Raw genomic sequence first — 18253 nt, forward strand, 5'->3', positions numbered from 1 at the left:
GCCTCACTCCCCCAGCTCCGGCAAAGCGCCCCGGCTGCCGCGAGGACCGCCCTCAGACCGCCGTCTGCCCCTCGATCTTCTCCCAGGCGCCCGGCAGCGCCGCCTCGGCCGCGGCGGCGCGCTGCTCCTCGCGGCCGTAGAGCACCCCGTAGGTGAACGAGCTCTCCCCCGCCGCCTGGGCCAGGACCGCCACTTCCCGCAGGGCCTCCCGGGTCATCACGCTGTCCTGGTGGTCGCCGAGGAGGCCCTGCAGCGACTTCATCGACTTGACCAGGCCGGCGGCCGGTCCGCCCAGGGCCGGGGCCGCGGCCTCGGCGGCGTAGCGGGTGCGCTTGGCCTTCTTGCGGGCCTCGTGCATCGCGTGGTCGCGGTCGGTGCCCGGCGGCAGGTCGAGGGCCTGGCCGACGAGGCCGGAGACCTTCTCGAAGTCCTCGCGGACGGCTTTCGCGATCACCTTCCCGGGGTCGCCGCCGGCCGCCTTGCGCAGCGGCGGGTCGGCCACGAGCGCGTCGAGCGCGATCAGCAGGGCCAGGTACCGCTTGCCGTCCAGGACGGCGATCAGACGGCGTCTGGAGCCGCTGCGGCGGACGTTCGACCAGGTGCGCAGGCGGGTGCGGACGGGGCCGGCGAGCAGGGTGCGGGGCAGTCGGCCGAGGGACTCGGTGATCCGCTCGGTGAGGACCTCCCGGTCGCGGTCGGCGCCGAGCTCGCCGGCCAGCCACTTCAGCTCGTCGCCGATCGGGTCGGTGACGGCGCGGTCGAGGATCTTGCGGTACGAGCGGAAGGTGCTGCGCATGCGGCGGGTGGCGACGCGCATGCTGTGCACGGAGTCGGGGAGGTCGCGGCGGACGGCGGGATCGAGTTCGACGATGGCGTCGTACTGGGCGCGGAGGTAGGCGAGGACGTGGTCGCCCGCGGTGACCGGCTCCTTCGGGGGCGCGGGTTCCCCGGCGCGCCCGCCGGTCGCGTCGAGCGCTTTCGCCAGTTTGGAGGGGGAGGCGGAGCGCTTCAGGCCGGCCTTGCGGAGTTTCTTCTCGACCTTGTCGAGGAAGGCGGGGTCGCCGTCGTCGGCGAGTTCCACCTCGATCTCGGTCCAGGCGGCGGTGGGTTCCGCGCCGCCGGGCCGGTCTGCGCGGACGCGGTCGAGGCTGACCTCGGCGAGCAGGGCGCCGGAGTCGTCGACGAGGTGGCGGACGTCACGGGCGGACCGCAGGCGTACGAGGGGGACGAGTTCGGCGTCGAGCACGCGGGAGCGGACGAGGCTCGCGACGGCGTGGGGCACGTTGTCGGAGAGGGGGACCCGGATCTCGTCGCGCACGCCTTCGGAGACGGGGAACTTCAGGTGCCAGCCGGCGTCGTTCCCGCCGGTGCGGCGGCGCAGGGTGAGGGAGGCGGCGGCCAGACGCTGGTCGGACGTGTCGTAGTAGGTGGCGTCGAGTTCGGCGATCCCTTTGTCGACGACGCCGGTGACTCCGGGGACGCCGGTCAGGTCGGGCATCCGTGTGTCGCCATCGGCCGCCGGACCTTCGTACTTACGCTCGATCTCGCGCTTCGTGTCCGCCATGAATTGAATCTAGACGTGTTTGCGGACGGTGGGCAGTACCCAACCGGCCCCGGCTTGACCGAAGGCGTTCTTTCCCCCGTTGGGCCGGGTGTCACCTCGTGTTCTCCGAGGCGACACCCGGAATCCGGCCGGTGTACGGCCCGGGCCCCGGCGTCCGGACCGGGCTCCGGGCCCCGGCGCACGGTCCGGACGGCGGACCCTGGGCCGGCTAGGCCGACATCGGGCGCTGCACCCTGATCGACTGCAGGAGGCCGATCGCGACCCAGACCGCGAACATGGAGGACCCTCCGTAGGACACGAACGGGAGGGGCAGACCGGCGACCGGCATGATCCCGAGGGTCATGCCGACGTTCTCGAAGGACTGGAACGCGAACCAGGCGATGATCCCGGCGGCGACGATCGTGCCGTACAGCTCGGTCGTCTCGCGGGCGATGCGGCAGGCGCGCCACATGATGACGCCGAGGAGCAGCAGGATCAGGCCCGCGCCGACGAAGCCCAGTTCCTCGCCCGCGACCGTGAAGACGAAGTCCGTCTGCTGCTCGGGGACGAACTGGCCGGTCGTCTGCGAGCCGTGGCCGAGGCCGGTGCCGAAGAGGCCGCCGGAGCCGATGGCGATGCGGGCCTGGTTGGTGTTGTAGCCGACGCCCGCCGGGTCGAGCTCGGGGTTGGCGAAGGCCGCGAAGCGGTTGATCTGGTACTCGTCGAGGACCTGCAGCCGCCAGGCGGCGACCGCGCCGAGGGCGCCCGTGCCGATGAGGCCGAACACCCAGCGGTTGGAGGCGCCGGAGGAGAGCAGCACGCCGAGCACGATGACGACCGCGACCATGATCGTGCCGAGGTCGGGCATGAGCAGCACGATGACCATCGGGACGGCCGCGAGGCCCAGTGCCTGCACCACCGTGCGGTGGTCGGGGTACGGCTTGTCGCCCGCGTCCACCCGTGTGGCCAGCAGCATCGCCATGCCCAGGATGATCGTGATCTTGATGAACTCGGCGGGCTGGAGCGACAGTCCGCCGAGGACGAGCCAGTTGCGCTGGCCGTTGATCGTCTCGCCGAGCGGGGTCAGCACCAGCAGGATCATGAAGACGGAGACCCCGTACAGGATCGGCACGGCCGTGCGCAGGGTCTTGTGGCCGAGCCAGATCGTGCCGATCATCAGGGCGAAACCGATGCCGGTGTTCATCAGATGGCGGATGAGGAAGTAGTACGGGTCGCCCTGGTTGATCTCGGTACGGTTGCGGGTCGCCGAGTACACCAGCAGCGAGCCGATCAGCGACAGGGCCGTGGCCGCCAGCAGTATCGGCCAGTCCAGGCGCCGGGCCAGCGAGTCGCGGGCGAAGACCCGCGTCCAGCCGGCCCGCCGGGGCCCGTATCCGGAGACGGAGAAGCTGTTCACGCCGCTCATGCGCACACCTTCCGGCTTCCTCGGCCGCGCGTCCCGCGGCGGCGGCGCCGCCGGGTCTCACGGTCCGTCTCGGGGGAGGCCGTGGTCGCCGGCGGCTGGGTGCCGTCGGGGGTCTGCGTCTCCTCCTCGATGGCCTTCTGGAAGGTCTGCTGCTCCTTGGCCGGGTCCTTGGAGATCTTCGGGGAGGCGATGGTGCCGTCCGTCCTGACCTTCGGCAGGCCCTTCTGCGGGGTGGGCAGCAGCGCGTTCTTGCGGGTGATGGTGCCGTCGTCGGCGATGCCGTACAGCGCGTCGTAGATGTTGCGGACAGCCGGGCCGGAGGCCCCGGAGCCCGTACCACCCTGGGAGATCGTCATGACGATCGCGTAGTCCTTGGTGTACGTGGCGAACCACGAGGTCGTCTGCTTGCCGTAGACCTCGGCGGTACCGGTCTTGGCGTGCATCGCGATCTTGTCCTGCGGCCAGCCGCCGAAGCGCCAGGCCGCGGTACCGCGGGTGGCCACGCCTTCGAGGGCCGCGTCCATCTTGGCCAGCGTCCGCTTGGTGACGGGCAGCTTGCCGTGCGACCGGGGCTTGATCTCCTGGACGGTGCTGCCGTCGGCGCTGATGATCGCCTTGCCGACCGTCGGGTCGTACAGGGTGCCGCCGTTGGAGATGGCCGCGTAGATGGTGGCCATCTGGATCGGGGTCACGAGGGTGTCGCCCTGGCCGATGGAGTAGTTGATCTCGTCACCGGCGCGCATCTTGTTGCCCTCGAGGCAGTTCTCATACGAGATCTTCTCGACGTAGGTGCCGTTCTTCTTGCCCGTCTTGCACCAGCCGCTCTTGTTGGCCTGCCAGTACGACTGCTTCCACTCGCGGTCGGGGACACGGCCGGAGACCTCGTTGGGCAGGTCGATGCCGGTCTCCTCGCCGAGGCCGAACTGGTGGGCGGCCTTGTAGAAGTAGTCCTTGGGCTTCCTCTTCGGGGAGATGCCGCCGTCCTTCTGCCACTGGGCGTGCGCCAGCCGGTAGTAGACGGTGTCGCAGGAGACCTCCAGGGCCCGGCCCAGGTCGATCTGGCCGTGGTTCTGGGACTCGAAGTTCTTGAAGACCTGGCCGCCGACCGAGTACGAGCTGGAGCACTCGTAGTGGCCGTCGAAGTCGTAGCCGGCCTTGACGGCGGCGGCCGTGGAGACCACCTTGAAGATCGAGCCGGGGGCGGCCTGACCCTGTATGGCCCTGTTCAGCAGCGGGTAGTTGGAGGACTTCCCGGTCAGCTTCTTGTAGTCCTTGGCGGAGATGCCGCCGACCCAGGCGTTGGGGTCGTAGGCGGGGTTGGACGCCATGGCGACGACGCGGCCGGTCTTGGCCTCCATCACGACGACCGCTCCCGCGTCGGCCTTGTAGTTGACGCCGGTGTTGCGGTCGTGCTGCTTGCGGGCCTCCTTCATCGCCTCGTTCAGCTCGTACTCGGCGACGCGCTGGACGCGGGCGTCGATGCTGGTGACGAGGTTGGCCCCGGGTTCGGCCTTGTCGCTCTTGGCCTTGCCGATGACCCGGCCGAGGTTGTCGACCTCGTAGCGGGTGACGCCGGCCTTGCCGCGCAGGGCCTTGTCGTACTGGCGCTCCAGGCCGGAGCGGCCGACCTGGTCGGAGCGCAGGTAGGGCGAGTCGGTGTCCTTGGCCTTGGTGATCTCGTCGTCGGTGACGGGCGAGAGGTAGCCGAGGACCTGCGCGGTGTTGGCCTTGCCGGGGGCGGCGTAACGGCGCACGGCCTCGGGCTCGGCGGTGATGCCGGGGAAGTCCTCGGAGCGCTCGCGGATCTGCAGGGCCTGGCGCGCGGTGGCCTGGTCGGTGATGGGGATCGGCTGGTAGGGCGAGCCGTTCCAGCACGGCTGCGGCGTCTTGGCGTCGCAGAGGCGGACCTTCTGGATGACGTCCTCGGGCTTGAGGCCGAGCACGCCTGCGAGCTTGGTGAGGACGGCCTTCCCGTCGTCCTCCATCTTCATCAGGTCGGTGCGCGAGGCGGAGACCACGAGCCGGGTCTCGTTGTCGGCGATCGGCACACCCCGCGCGTCGAGGATCGAGCCGCGCACGGCGGGCTGGACGACCTGCTGGACGTGGTTGCCGGAGGCTTCCTTGGCGTACTCGTCGCCGTTGCGGATCTGGAGGTACCAGAGGCGTCCGCCGAGGGTTCCGAGGAGGGAGAGCACGAGAATCTGGATGACGACGAGCCGGATCTGGACCCGTGGGGTCCTGCCGGTCTCGGGGATGTTGGTCACTGCTGCCTCCCCCTCTCAGTGTGCGTACGAGTCATACGAGTACACGGCGAACCTGTGTGCGGCGGCGTCGCCACCGGTCAAGTTCCGTGACGCCCGGGGTGCTTGGGCCCGCCGCCGGGCGGGGTGCGTCGGTGTCGTCACAGCCGCTTGACCCCCTTGATGCGTCCGGCGCGGGCGACGCGTGCCTTGGCGGCCTTCACCCGCAGGCCGCTGCGCTGGCTGCCGATGCGCAGGCCGGTGCCGGAGGACAGCCAGCCCGAGGAGACGTCGGCGGCCTTGGAGGCCGTGCCGCCGTCGGAGAGCGGATCGTTCTCGGCCCGCCGGGCCAGCGCCATCAGCACCGGCACGACGAAGGGCGCGAGCAGCAGGTCGTAGAGGGCGGCCGTGATGAGCAGGTTGTTCAGGCCGACGTGGCGGGCGGCGGTGTCGCCGACGAGTGCGCCGACGCCCGCGTAGAGCACGGTGGAGCCGATCGCGGCGGCGACGACCACGACCATGGGGCCGGTGGCCGACTTGAGCCTGCCGTTCTCGGGCCTGGCGAGGCCGGCGAGGTAGCCGACGACGCAGAGCACGAGGGCGTAGCGTCCGGCGGCGTGGTCGGCGGGCGGGGCGAGGTCGGAGAGCAGTCCCGCGCCGAAGCCGATGAGCGCGCCGCCGACGTGGCCGTAGACCAGGGCGAGGGCGAGCACGGTCAGCAGGACCAGGTCGGGGACGGCGCCCGGGAGGTGGAGTCGGGCGAGGACGCTCACCTGGATCACCAGGGCGACGACCACCAGGGTGACGGAGAGCAGCATCCGGTTGAAACGCATGGGATTCGGCTCCTCCTGCTTACTGCTGCTGGCCGAGGTCGGGGGCGCTCGCCGAGGGGGTGACCGTCACGGTCACGGTCGGCGTGGGCGTCGGTTTGGGTTTCGGGGGCAGCACGGTGTCGCGCGGGTCGCTCTTGGGCGCGGCGACGACGACGCCGACGATGTCGAGCTTGGTGAACGAGACGAAGGGCGTCACGTAGATCGTGCGGGTCAGGTCGCCGCCGGAGGGGTCGATCCGGGAGACGACACCGACGGGGACGCCGGGCACGAACGGCTTGTCGGACTGCGAGCCGAAGGTGACGAGCCGGTCGCCCTTCCCGATCTTCGCCTTGGCGTTGAGGAGCTCGACGCGCAGCGGGCGGTCGCCCTGCCCTGAGGCGAAGCCGAGTTCGTCGGTCGACTCCATGCGGGTGCCGACGGTGAAGTCGGGGTCGTTGGCGAGGAGCACGGTCGCGGTGTCGGGGCCGACGGTGGTGACCCGGCCGACCAGTCCGTCGCCGTTCAGGACGGTCATGTCGCGCTGGACGCCGTCGTTGGCCCCGACGTCGATGGTGACGGTCCAGGAGAAGCCCTGGGCGGCGCCTATGGCGATGACCTCGGCACCCTTGATGCCGTACTGGCCCTCGCCCGCCACCTTGATCATCTTGTCGAGCTGCCTGAGGCGGCTGCGGTTGCGGTCGTCGCTGCCGAGCTTCGCCTTCAACGCCGCGTTGTCGTGTTCCAGTTGGGCGACGCGGTCGTGCCGTTCGCCGGAGTCGCGGACGGCGGAGATCGCGTTGCCGACGGGGTCGACCGCGGACGACACCCCGTTCTCGATCGGGCCGAAGACCGTCGCGGCGGCCTGGCGGGCACCGTCGACCGGTGAGTCCTGCCCGCCGCGGATGTCCACCGTGATCAGTGCGAACGCGATGGCGATCAGCAGCACCAGGAGCAGCCGGCTCTCTCGTGTGTCCCTCACGTGCGGCGGCCGTGCCTTCCTCGTCGTATTGGGTCAACAGGGGCGCGCCCTGGGCGAGGAGAACGCCCACGGTGCGATGAGACTGGGGTGTGACGGGGGGCTGATATGGGGGAGGTTATGACTCTTTGTCACAGGAGTTTATGCCTCCATACCAACGATCCGCCGCACGAGAAGCGGTGATCTCGTACGGCGGAATCGAAGTGTTACGTCATCTGCGGGGCTGGGCGTCCAGGACCTGCTGGAGCGCCTCGAACTCCTCGACGCACTTGCCCGAGCCGAGCGCCACGCTGTCGAGCGGGTCCTCGGCGATGTGGATCGGCATGCCGGTCTCGCGGCGCAGCCGCTCGTCCAGGCCGCGCAGCAGTGCTCCGCCGCCGGTCAGGACGATGCCCCGGTCCATCACGTCGCCGGAGAGCTCGGGCGGGCACTTGTCGAGCGTCGTCTTCACGGCGTCGACGATGGCGTTGACCGGCTCCTCGATCGCCTTGCGGACCTCCGCGGCGGAGATGACGACCGTCTTGGGCAGACCGGAGACCAGGTCCCGGCCGCGGATCTCGGTGTGTTCGTCGGTGTCGAGGTCGTACGCCGAACCGATCGTGAGCTTGATCTGCTCGGCCGTCCGCTCACCGAGGAGGAGGCTGTACTCCTTCTTGATGTGCTGGATGATCGCGTTGTCCAGCTCGTCGCCCGCGACGCGGATGGACTGGGCGGTGACGATGCCGCCGAGCGAGATGACCGCGACCTCCGTGGTGCCGCCGCCGATGTCCACCACCATGTTGCCCGTGGCCTCGTGGACCGGCAGGCCGGCGCCGATGGCCGCGGCCATGGGCTCCTCGATGATGTGCACCTGACGGGCGCCGGCCTGGGACGACGCCTCGATGACGGCACGGCGCTCGACGCCCGTGATGCCCGAGGGCACGCAGACGACGACACGGGGGCGGGCGAGGTAGCGTCGCTTGTGGATCTTCAGGATGAAGTAGCGGAGCATGCGCTCGGTGATCTCGAAGTCGGCGATGACGCCGTCCTTCAGCGGGCGCACGGCGACGATGTTGCCCGGCGTCCGCCCGATCATCTTCTTGGCTTCCGCGCCCACCGCGAGGATCCCGCCGGTGTTGGTGTTGATCGCGACGACGGACGGCTCGTTGAGAACGATCCCCCGACCCCTGACGTACACCAGCGTGTTGGCGGTCCCGAGGTCGACAGCCATGTCACGGCCGATGAACGACATTGAGTTCCCCATCAGGATTCGTCTGGCCTTCCCAAAGCGAACGTTGACGGCTTTTTAGGGACGGCGCGAGGTTGGTGCAGCGACGTGAACGCTTCCATCGTAGACGCGCCCGCACGCACACTGCGCGAGGGTCTTGGCCATTGTCGGCAGATGGCGGAGCGACTCGCTTGCGGAGACGGGCCATCGGGGTCACCCGTTCCCCAGATCAGCGCGTATATGACACAGGACGGCCGGATTTTTCACGGCCGTCCCAGGTCAGGCTGCCGAAACCCTACTGACGCGGACTCAGAAAATTCTTTGAAAATGTTCTGTTCCACGGACTCCGGAGACCGTTTCGGGCGGCCTCGAAGAGGCCGCCCGTGACCTTGGCGAGGCCGTCCGTACGCGAGACCGTGACCGTCCGTGCACATGGACGGCGCGCGGAACCGTCGTACGGGCGCTCAGGCGCGGCCGGGGAAGAAGATCTTCACCTCGCGCTCGGCGGACTCCTCGGAGTCGGAGGCGTGGATCAGGTTCTCGCGGACGATCACGCCGTAGTCACCGCGGATGGAGCCGGGGGCGGCGGCGATCGGGTCGGTCGGGCCGGCCAGGGCGCGCACGCCCTCGATGACCCGCTCGCCCTCGACGATCAGGGCCACGACGGGACCGGAGGCCATGAACGCCACCAGCGGCTCGTAGAAGGGCTTGCCCTTGTGCTCGCCGTAGTGCTGCTCCAGCGTGTCCTGGTCCAGGGTCCGCAGCTCCAGCGCGGTGATCTGCCAGCCGGCCTTGCGCTCGATGCGGCTGATGATCTCGCCGGTCAGGCCGCGACGGACGGCGTCGGGCTTGAGAAGGACGAGGGTGCGCTGGCTCACGGGAATGCTCCTTAGGGTCACACTTGTGCGGATGACCGAGGCTACAGGGCGTGTCCGGGGGACTGTCGCACAGCGTCAAGTGGTAGGGGCGCGTGCTTCCCGTCCGCCCGTTCCGCGCGCTCGCGCGCCCCACGCGTCCCACCGGAACGGCTACGCCGGGTTGCCGCCCGGCTCGGCCTGTGCCGGGGGCTGCGCCTGCGCGGCGAACCTCGCCTTGGCCTCGTCGATCTTCCGGCCGTAGTGGACCGAGGCCCACCACAGGGCGGCGAAGGCCGCGCCCAGGACGAACATCGACGGCACGACGAACCCGCCGGCGATGAGCAGGACCTGAAGGACCCAGCCGAGCTGGACGCCGCCGGGCCGCGTGATCACGCCGCACAGCAGCACGCTCAGCGCCATCAGGACCCCGCAGACCGTCCAGACCGTGGCGACGGACAGGTCGGGTTCCTTCATGGCCACGAGCCCGGCGAAGCCGATGACGAAGAACTCGCCGATCAGCGTGGAAGCACAGAGCGTACGCATGTGGGTCAGCCCCTCCCCAGGAGCAGTCGGGCCTCGCCGACCGTGATGACGGATCCGGTGACCAGCACTCCCCCGCCCGCGTACTCGCCCTCTTCCTCGGCGAGCGTGATGGCGGCCTCCAGGGCGTCGTCGAGCCGCGGTTCGACCTGGACCCGGTCCTCGCCGAAGACCTCGACGGCGATCCCGGCCAGTTCGTCCGCGTCCATCGCCCGGTGGCTGGAGTTCTGGGTGACGACGACCTCCGCGAAGATCGGCTCGAAGGCTTCGAGCACCCCGCGCACGTTCTTGTCGCCGCTCGCGCCGACGACCCCGATCAGCCTGCTGAAGTCGAAGACCTCGCTCACCGCCTCGGCGGTGGCGCGGGCGCCCGCGGGGTTGTGCGCCGCGTCGAGCACCACGGTGGGCGAGCGGCGCACGATCTCCAGACGGCCCGGCGAGGTGACCGAGGCGAACGCCTTGCGCACGGTGTCGATGTCGAGCCGCTGGGCGTGGGCCGAGCCGACGCCGAAGAACGCCTCGACCGCGGCGAGCGCTACGGCTGCGTTGTGCGCCTGGTAGGCGCCGTGCAGCGGCAGGAAGACCTCCTCGTACTCCCCGCCGAGTCCGCGCAGGGTGAGGAGCTGTCCGCCGACCGCGATCTGCCGTGCCACGACGCCGAATTCGAGGCCCTCGCGGGCCACCGTCGCGTCGACCTCGACGGCCTTCTTCAGCAGCACCTGGGCCGCGTCGACCGGCTGCTGGGCGAGGATGACGGTGGCGTCCTGCTTGACGATGCCGGCCTTCTCGGCGGCGATCTCGGCGTGCGTCCCGCCGAGCCGGTCGGTGTGGTCGAGGTCGATGGGGGTCACGACGGCGACGTCCGCGTCGATCACGTTCGTGGCGTCCCAGCTGCCGCCCATGCCGACCTCGACGACGGCGACGTCCACGGGAGCGTCGGCGAAGGCGGCGTACGCCATCGCGGTGAGCACCTCGAAGAAGGACAGCCGGTACTCCTGCCGTCCGTCGACCAACTCGACGTAGGGCTTGATGTCGTTGTACGTCTCGACGAAGCGCTCGGCGGGCATCGGGGCCCCGTCCAGGCTGATCCGCTCGGTGATCGACTGCACGTGGGGGCTGGTGTAGCGGCCGGTGCGCAGCTCGAAGGCGCCGAGCAGTGCCTCGACCATGCGGGCGGTGGAGGTCTTGCCGTTGGTGCCGGTGATGTGGATCGAGGGGTACGCGCGCTGCGGCTCGCCGAGGACGTCCATCAGGGCGGCGATCCGGCTGACGGACGGCTCCAGCTTGGTCTCGCCCCAGCGGGTGGCGAGCTCGGCCTCCACCTCGCGCAGTGCCTTGTCGACCTCGGGGTCGGCGGGCCGCCCGGGTACGTCGGCCTGGGGACCGCCGCCGCCCTGGGTGCGCAGGGTGCGGCTGCCGGCCTCGATCACCGCGAGATCGGGGTCGCGGTCGGTCTCGTTGGCCACGATCTCGTCGAAGAGACCGGTCGGGTCGCGGTCCTGCGACTCGTCGGACGCGCTGCTGTCGTGCGGGGGGAGGTCGCTCACGGGGCCAGTCTACGGAGGTGGCGGGGTGTGGGGGCGTGTGGGGCCGCATGGGGTTTTTCGCCCCCTCCGCCCCTACCCGTCCCGTCGCGGGGGCGCTACGCCGGAGGGGCTGGTTCTCAGCCCGTCCGGCGATTGAGGACGAGGCCGTCAGGCCGAAGCGGGGGTCCGGGGGCGGCAGCTCCCGGGTACGGGACGGGTAGGGGCGGAGGGGGCGAAAGAAGGCCGGGGACAGACCGAAGGCCCCCGGAACTGGAGGGTTCCGGGGGCCTTCACGCACAGGGGCGAACCGCTACGCCTCGGGCAGGCGCTCCAGCTGGGTCTGGATGCGGGCGATGTCCTCGTCCGCCTTGGCGAGCCGTCCGCGGATCTTGTCCACGACGTTGTCCGGCGCCTTGGCGAGGAACGCCTCGTTGCCGAGCTTGGCGTTGGCCTGGGCCTTCTCCTTCTCGGCGGCCGCGAGGTCCTTGGCCAGCCGCTTGCGCTCCGCGGCGACGTCGATCGTGCCCGAGAGGTCGAGCGCGACCGTGGCGCCCGCCACCGGCAGGGTCGCCGTGGCCGAGAAGCTCTCGCCCTCCGGCTGGAGCCGCAGGAGCTGGCGGATGGCCGCCTCGTGCGGGGCCAGCGCGGTCCCGTCGAGGGTCAGCCGGGCCGGGACCCGCTGGCCCGGCTGGAGGCCCTGGTCGGCACGGAAGCGGCGGACCTCCGTGATGACCTGCTGGAGCTTCTCGATCTCCTGCTCGGCGGCCTCGTCCCGGAAGCCCCCCGGGGCGTCAGCCCCAGGGACGGACACAGCGGTCGGCCAGTCGGCGATGACGACCGACTCGCCGCCGGTGAGCGTCGTCCACAGCGTCTCGGTGACGAAGGGGACGATCGGGTGCAGGAGGCGGAGCGTGACGTCCAGGACCTCGCCGAGGACCCGGCCGGAGACCTTCGCGGGCTCGCCGCCCGCCATGAACGTGGTCTTGGACAGCTCGACGTACCAGTCGAAGACCTCGTCCCACGCGAAGTGGAACAGCGCGTCCGACAGCTTGGCGAACTGGAAGTCGTCGTACAGGGCGTCGACTTCGGCGACCGTGGCGTTCAGCCGGGACAGGATCCAGCGGTCGGTGGCCGACAGCTTCTCGACGGGCGGGAGTTCGCCCTCGACCGTCGCACCGTTCATCAGCGCGAAGCGGGTCGCGTTCCAGATCTTGTTGGCGAAGTTGCGCGAGCCCTGGACCCAGTCCTCGCCGATCGGCACGTCGACGCCGGGGTTGGCGCCGCGCGCGAGCGTGAACCGCAGTGCGTCGCTGCCGTACTTGTCCATCCAGTCCAGCGGGTTGACCGCGTTCCCGAAGGACTTGGACATCTTCTTGCCGAACTGGTCGCGGACCATGCCGTGCAGGGCGATGGTGTGGAACGGCGGGGTGCCGTCCATCGCGTACAGACCGAACATCATCATCCGGGCGACCCAGAAGAAGAGGATGTCGTAGCCGGTGACCAGGACGGAGTTCGGGTAGAACTTCGCGAGGCTCTCGGTCTGTTCGGGCCAGCCGAGCGTGGAGAACGGCCACAGGCCGGAGGAGAACCAGGTGTCGAGGACGTCGGTGTCCTGGTGCCAGCCCTCGCCCGTCGGAGCCTCGTCGTCGGGACCGACGCAGACGATCTCGCCGTTCGGCCCGTACCAGACCGGGATCCGGTGGCCCCACCACAGCTGCCGCGAGATGCACCAGTCGTGGAGGTTGTCGACCCAGTCGAAGTACCGCTTCTCCATCTCCTGCGGGTGGATCTTGACGCGGCCGTCGCGGACGGCGTCGCCGGCGGCCTTCGCCAGCGGGCCGACCTTGACCCACCACTGCATGGAAAGCCGCGGCTCGATGGTGGTCTTGCAGCGCGAGCAGTGGCCCACGGAGTGGCTGTACGGCCGCTTCTCCGCGACGATCCGGCCTTCGGCGCGCAGGGCGCCGACGATGGCGGAACGGGCCTCCAGGCGGTCCAGGCCCTGGAAGGGGCCGGGGACCGTGATGACCGCGTGCTCGTCCATGACGGCGATGTTGGGCAGGTTGTGGCGCTGCCCGATCTCGAAGTCGTTCGGGTCGTGAGCGGGCGTCACCTTGACGGCGCCGGTGCCGAACTCGGGGTCGACGTGCTCGTCCGCGACGACCGGGATGGAGCGGTCGGTCAGCGGCAGCCTGATGAGCTTGCCGACGAGGTGCTTGTAGCGCTCGTCCTCCGGGTGGACGGCGACGGCGGTGTCACCGAGCATCGTCTCGGCACGGGTGGTGGCGACGACGATGGACTCGTCCCCCTCGCCGTACTTCATGGAGACGAGCTCGCCGTCGTCGTCCTGGTACTCGACCTCGATGTCGGAGATGGCCGTCAGACAGCGCGGGCACCAGTTGATGATGCGCTCGGCGCGGTAGATCAGCTCGTCGTCGTAGAGCTTCTTGAAGATCGTCTGGACGGACTGGGAGAGACCCTCGTCCATGGTGAAGCGCTCGCGCGACCAGGCGACGCCGTCGCCGAGGCGGCGCATCTGGCCGGAGATCTGCCCGCCGGACTCGGCCTTCCACTGCCAGACGCGCTCGACGAACGCCTCCCGGCCGAGGTCGTGCCGCGACTTGCCCTCCTTGCCGAGCTCCCGCTCGACGACGTTCTGGGTGGCGATGCCCGCGTGGTCCATGCCGGGCTGCCACAGCGTCTCGAAGCCCTGCATGCGCTTGCGGCGCGTGAGGGCGTCGATGAGGGTGTGCTCGAAGGCGTGGCCGAGGTGCAGGCTGCCGGTGACGTTCGGCGGCGGGATGACCACCGTGAACGGAGGCTTGTCGCTCTTCGCGTCGGCCTCGAAGTAGCCGCGCTCTACCCAGCGCTCGTACAGCGGCCCCTCTACATCGGCCGGCGCGTACTGGGTCGGCAGTTCGGTGTTGGGCGCTGTTGGCTGCTGATGAGCGTTATCGGTCACGGGATCAGTTTAGGGGCGTCACGCCCGTGTCCCGAAACGGGATTACTTCGTAACGGTGCACCCCCTGCGGATCTGGTTGTCCGACCTGTGCGTCAGGATGTCGGGAACACATAAGGCATCTGGAGGGGAACCCAGAAATGAGCTACAACCAGCCGGGCCCGTACGGCGGGCAGCCCCAGCAGCCCGGACCCTACGGTCAGCCGGGCGGCCAGCCTGGCCCCTACGGCCAGCAGCCGCCGGCTCCCCAGCCCGGCTACGGCTACCCCCCGCAGGCTCCCCAGCCCGGCTACGGCTACCCGCCGCAGGCCCCGGGCGTCCCGCCGCAGGCTCCCCCGTACGGCCAGCCGCCCTACGGCACGGTCCCGATGCCGCCCGAGCCGGCCGGCGGCAAGAAGAAGACGGCCCTGATCATCGGCGGCGTGGCCGTGGTGGCGGCGGTCGCGGTGGGCGCGTACCTGATGTTCAGCGGCAGCAGCGGCTCCGACGTGGCCGACGACGGCCCGCACAAGCTGACGACGCCGGCGTCCGTCCTCGGCGACGAGTACAAGAAGTCCACCGAGGCCGGCGACACCGGTGGCGGCATGACCAAGAAGGACCTGAAGGACGCCGAGGGCTGGGGTGTGAAGAACCCCAAGGACGTCAACGCGGCGTACCAGTCGGGCGACAAGAGCAACCCGCTGGCGATGAAGCAGATCTCCTTCGGCGGTGTCTGGGGAACCATCGACGACCCGGAGAAGGCCGTCGACAACATGTTCGCCGACATGAAGAAGAACCAGGAGAAGGAAGGCACCAAGGACGGCGAGCTCGTCGGCAGCCCGAAGGCGTACACGCCGAGCGCGCTCGACGGCGCCGTCCTCAAGTGCCAGGAGATCAAGGTCAAGAACGACTCCTCGGGCACGGGTGCCGCCGGGCCGAAGGAGTTCAACATGCCGATCTGCATCTGGGGCGACCACAGCACGCTGGGCTTCGTGATGCCGATCGACTTCGCGAGCATGATGGCCGGCAAGGGCAGCACGCCCGAGGCCGCGGCCGAGATCGCCGCGAAGCTCCGCAACGACGTCCGCGTCAAGGCCTGACCGGCCCGCACAGGACAACCACGAAGGGGCGCCCGGCGATCGAATCGCAGGGCGCCCCTTCGTACGTGTGCGGCGACTAGGCCGTCTTCTGCTCCCCCGGGCCGCCGCGGCGGGCGTCCCTCGGGATCAGGGTCGGGTTGACGTTGCGCAGGACCACGTCGGCGGTGATGACGACGCGGGCCACGTCCTTGCGGGAGGGGACCTCGTACATCACGGCCTGGAGGACTTCCTCCATGATGGCGCGCAGGCCCCGGGCACCGGTCTGGCGCAGGATGGCCTGGTCGGCGATGGCCTCCAGGGCCTCGCGCTCGAAGTCCAGCTCCACACCGTCGAGTTCGAACAGGCGCTGGTACTGCTTGACCAGGGCGTTGCGCGGCTCGACCAGGATCTGCAGGAGCGCCTCGCGGTCCAGGTTGTGGACCGAGGTGATGACCGGCAGACGGCCGATGAACTCGGGGATCATGCCGAACTTGACCAGGTCCTCCGGCATGACGGCCTCGAACTGGTCCTTGGACTCCAGCTCGCGCTTCGAGCGGATCGTCGCGCCGAAGCCGATGCCCTTCGCGCCGGCCCTGGACTCGATGAGCTTCTCCAGGCCCGCGAACGCGCCGCCCACGATGAACAGCACGTTCGTCGTGTCGATCTGGATGAACTCCTGGTGCGGGTGCTTGCGCCCGCCCTGCGGCGGCACCGAGGCCGTGGTGCCCTCCAGGATCTTGAGCAGCGCCTGCTGCACGCCCTCGCCGGAGACGTCACGCGTGATCGACGGGTTTTCGCTCTTACGGGCGACCTTGTCGATCTCGTCGATGTAGATGATCCCGGTCTCGGCCTTCTTGACGTCGTAGTCGGCGGCCTGGATCAGCTTCAGCAGGATGTTCTCGACGTCCTCGCCGACGTAACCCGCCTCCGTCAGCGCGGTCGCGTCGGCGATGGCGAACGGGACGTTCAGCATGCGCGCGAGGGTCTGGGCGAGGAGCGTCTTGCCTGAGCCCGTGGGGCCCAGCAGGAGGATGTTGGACTTCGCCAGCTCGATGGCGTCCTCGCGGTTCTGGCCCGTGCTGTTCTCGCCGGCCTGGACGCGCTTGTAGTGGTTGTACACCGCTACGGAGAGGGCCTTCTTGGCCGACTCCTGGCCGACCACGTAACCCTCGAGGAACTCGTAGATCTCGCGGGGCTTGGGGAGTTCCTCCCAGCGCACCTCGCTCGTCTCCGCGAGCTCCTCCTCGATGATCTCGTTGCAGAGATCGATGCACTCGTCGCAGATGTACACACCGGGGCCTGCGATGAGCTTCTTGACCTGCTTCTGGCTCTTGCCGCAGAACGAGCACTTGAGCAGATCGCCGCCGTCACCGATGCGTGCCACGGTGTGCTTCCCCTTCGCCTGGGAGCCGCCTGGGTCCAGCGGCTCCTGGTGCTGCCTTATGTCCGACGGTACCTTGCCGAGCCCCTCGTTCGGGCCCCCCTTGGCGCGGTTCACTTTGTCGTGAACCGCGCCAAGGAGCGGCAGACGATACCGGGATACGTCACACGACCGCGGAGTTGTTCATCTTCCGGGTGGAAATGATCTGGTCGATCAGGCCGTACGCCAGCGCGTCCTCGGCCGTGAGGATCTTGTCGCGCTCGATGTCCTCGCGGATCTTCTCGAGCGGCGTGGTCGAGTGCTTGGCCAGCATGTCCTCCAGCTGACCGCGCATGCGAAGGATCTCGTTCGCGGCGATCTCGAGGTCGGAGACCTGACCGCGTCCGGTCTCGCTGTAGGGCTGGTGGATCAGCACGCGCGCGTTCGGGAGCGCCATGCGCTTGCCCGGGGTGCCGGCCGCCAGCAGGATCGCGGCGGCCGAGGCGGCCTGGCCCATGCAGACGGTCTGGATGTCCGGCTTCACGAACTGCATCGTGTCGTAGATGGCCGTGAGGGCCGTGAACGAGCCGCCGGGGCTGTTGATGTAGACCGAGATGTCACGGTCGGGGTCCATCGACTCCAGGCACAGGAGCTGCGCCATGACGTCGTTGGCGGAGGCGTCGTCGATCTGCACGCCGAGGAAGATCACGCGCTCCTCGAACAGCTTCGCGTACGGGTCGTACTCGCGCACGCCCTGCGAGGTGCGCTCGACGAAGCGCGGGATGACGTAGCGGGACTCCGCGCGAGGACCGGTGTACTCGGCCTGCGTGCGGGCGTAGAGGCCGCTGCCGGGGAAGTCGTTCACTGTGGTCTCCTGGAAAACCTGAAAAGGGCTGAGCGGTCGGCTGTGGGCACGCTGGGGGCCTTGCCCCTCTCCAGGGGCGGGAGGGGGCCCCGCGCCGCCCTCGGGGGCACTGGAGGGGCTTACGCCGCCCCGGTGCCGCCGCCGCCCGGCATGCCGGCAGCGGTGGGCATGATGTCGTCGATGAGGCCGTACTCCTTGGCCTCGATCGGGTCGAACCAGCGGTCGCGGTCCGAGTCGATGGTGACCTGCTCCACCGTCTGGCCGGTGTGGAAGGCGGTCAGCTCCGCCATCCGCTTCTTGGTGTGCAGCAGCCGCTCGGCGTGGATCTTGATGTCCGACGCGGAGCCCGCGAGACCCGCGGAGGGCTGGTGGATCAGGATCTCGGCGTTCGGCAGGGCGAAGCGCTTGCCGGGGGTACCGGCGCTGAGCAGGAACTGGCCCATCGAGGCCGCCATGCCCATGGCGATCGTCACCACGTCGTTCTTGATGTACTGCATGGTGTCGTAGATCGCCATGCCGGCCGTGATCGATCCGCCGGGGCTGTTGATGTAGAGGTAGATGTCCTTGTCCGGGTCGGAGGCAAGGAGCAGCAGCTGCGCGGTGATCTTGTTGGCGATGTCGTCGTCCACCGGCTGGCCGAGGAAGATGATCCGCTCGTTGAGCAGCCGGTTGTAGACCTGGTCGCCGAGGCCACCACCGAAGTTGGGCTCACCGGCGGCGGAGGGCATCAGATTCGTCACGTATCCACCTGCTCGTCTTACGACGGCGCCGGGCCGTCTCACGTCTTCTGCAGGGGCTTGGGACCCCGGGTTCCGCGCCGTCTCCCGACGGCGTCCGGGGACTCCCCTGCCCTCGTATTCATGGACCCTAACGCGCGGGTCCCT

14 protein-coding genes are annotated in these 18253 nt (G+C 69.5%); 1 reads left to right on the plus strand and 13 read right to left on the minus strand.

Going from position 1 to position 18253, the window contains the following annotated elements; genetic code table 11:
• Window positions 1–52 precede the first annotated feature (52 nt).
• The 10 genes from ACFW6B_RS00345 to ACFW6B_RS00390 form a co-directional block, all read right to left on the minus strand.
• A complete protein-coding gene (locus tag ACFW6B_RS00345; RefSeq protein ID WP_386591024.1) occupies window positions 53–1564 on the minus strand; it encodes a CHAD domain-containing protein in 1512 nt (503 codons plus the stop codon).
• A gap of 208 nt (window positions 1565–1772) precedes the next feature.
• Entirely contained in the window at window positions 1773–2969 is a 1197-nt protein-coding gene (rodA, locus tag ACFW6B_RS00350) for a rod shape-determining protein RodA (RefSeq protein WP_386591025.1), read from the minus strand.
• A complete protein-coding gene (gene mrdA, locus ACFW6B_RS00355; protein WP_386591027.1) occupies window positions 2966–5233 on the minus strand; it encodes a penicillin-binding protein 2 in 2268 nt (755 codons plus the stop codon). The genes rodA and mrdA overlap by 4 nt, the downstream gene beginning before the upstream one ends.
• Before the next feature lie 137 nt (window positions 5234–5370).
• Window positions 5371–6042, minus strand: a complete 672-nt coding sequence (mreD, locus tag ACFW6B_RS00360) for a rod shape-determining protein MreD (RefSeq protein ID WP_386591028.1) — start codon at window positions 6040–6042, stop codon at window positions 5371–5373.
• 19 nt (window positions 6043–6061) lie between these two features.
• Window positions 6062–7000, minus strand: a complete 939-nt coding sequence (mreC, locus tag ACFW6B_RS00365) for a rod shape-determining protein MreC (RefSeq protein WP_386591029.1) — start codon at window positions 6998–7000, stop codon at window positions 6062–6064.
• 208 nt (window positions 7001–7208) lie between these two features.
• The gene (locus ACFW6B_RS00370) at window positions 7209–8228 is read right to left on the minus strand and encodes a rod shape-determining protein (protein WP_386591368.1); all 1020 of its coding nucleotides are present in this window, start codon (window positions 8226–8228) and stop codon (window positions 7209–7211) included.
• Window positions 8229–8668: 440 nt separating this feature from the next.
• The gene (ndk, locus tag ACFW6B_RS00375; protein WP_045557536.1) at window positions 8669–9082 is read right to left on the minus strand and encodes a nucleoside-diphosphate kinase; all 414 of its coding nucleotides are present in this window, start codon (window positions 9080–9082) and stop codon (window positions 8669–8671) included.
• A gap of 150 nt (window positions 9083–9232) precedes the next feature.
• A complete protein-coding gene (locus ACFW6B_RS00380) occupies window positions 9233–9604 on the minus strand; it encodes a DUF4233 domain-containing protein (protein WP_386591030.1) in 372 nt (123 codons plus the stop codon).
• Between the two features lie 5 nt (window positions 9605–9609).
• Complete coding sequence (locus ACFW6B_RS00385) at window positions 9610–11148, minus strand: bifunctional folylpolyglutamate synthase/dihydrofolate synthase (RefSeq protein ID WP_386591031.1); 1539 nt, start codon at window positions 11146–11148, stop codon at window positions 9610–9612.
• 289 nt (window positions 11149–11437) lie between these two features.
• Window positions 11438–14089: a valine--tRNA ligase gene (locus tag ACFW6B_RS00390; RefSeq protein ID WP_386591033.1), complete on the minus strand. Its 2652-nt coding sequence runs from the start codon at window positions 14087–14089 to the stop codon at window positions 11438–11440.
• Between the two features lie 137 nt (window positions 14090–14226).
• Here ACFW6B_RS00390 and ACFW6B_RS00395 point away from each other — a divergent pair, with 137 nt between their 5' ends.
• Window positions 14227–15165, plus strand: a complete 939-nt coding sequence (locus ACFW6B_RS00395) for a hypothetical protein (RefSeq protein WP_386591034.1) — start codon at window positions 14227–14229, stop codon at window positions 15163–15165.
• 76 nt (window positions 15166–15241) lie between these two features.
• Here the strand turns inward: ACFW6B_RS00395 and clpX are convergent, their stop codons facing one another.
• The 3 genes from clpX to ACFW6B_RS00410 all read right to left on the minus strand — a co-directional run bounded on the left by clpX (window position 15242) and on the right by ACFW6B_RS00410 (window position 18097).
• The gene (clpX, locus tag ACFW6B_RS00400) at window positions 15242–16528 is read right to left on the minus strand and encodes an ATP-dependent Clp protease ATP-binding subunit ClpX (protein ID WP_151471405.1); all 1287 of its coding nucleotides are present in this window, start codon (window positions 16526–16528) and stop codon (window positions 15242–15244) included.
• A gap of 160 nt (window positions 16529–16688) precedes the next feature.
• The gene (locus ACFW6B_RS00405) at window positions 16689–17369 is read right to left on the minus strand and encodes an ATP-dependent Clp protease proteolytic subunit (protein ID WP_386591035.1); all 681 of its coding nucleotides are present in this window, start codon (window positions 17367–17369) and stop codon (window positions 16689–16691) included.
• A 119-nt stretch (window positions 17370–17488) separates the two neighbouring features.
• Entirely contained in the window at window positions 17489–18097 is a 609-nt protein-coding gene (locus ACFW6B_RS00410; RefSeq protein WP_192582552.1) for an ATP-dependent Clp protease proteolytic subunit, read from the minus strand.
• Between the last annotated feature and the right edge of the window lie 156 nt (window positions 18098–18253).

Source organism: Streptomyces sp. NPDC058751 (assembly GCF_042746485.1).
Lineage (GTDB): Bacteria > Actinomycetota > Actinomycetes > Streptomycetales > Streptomycetaceae > Streptomyces.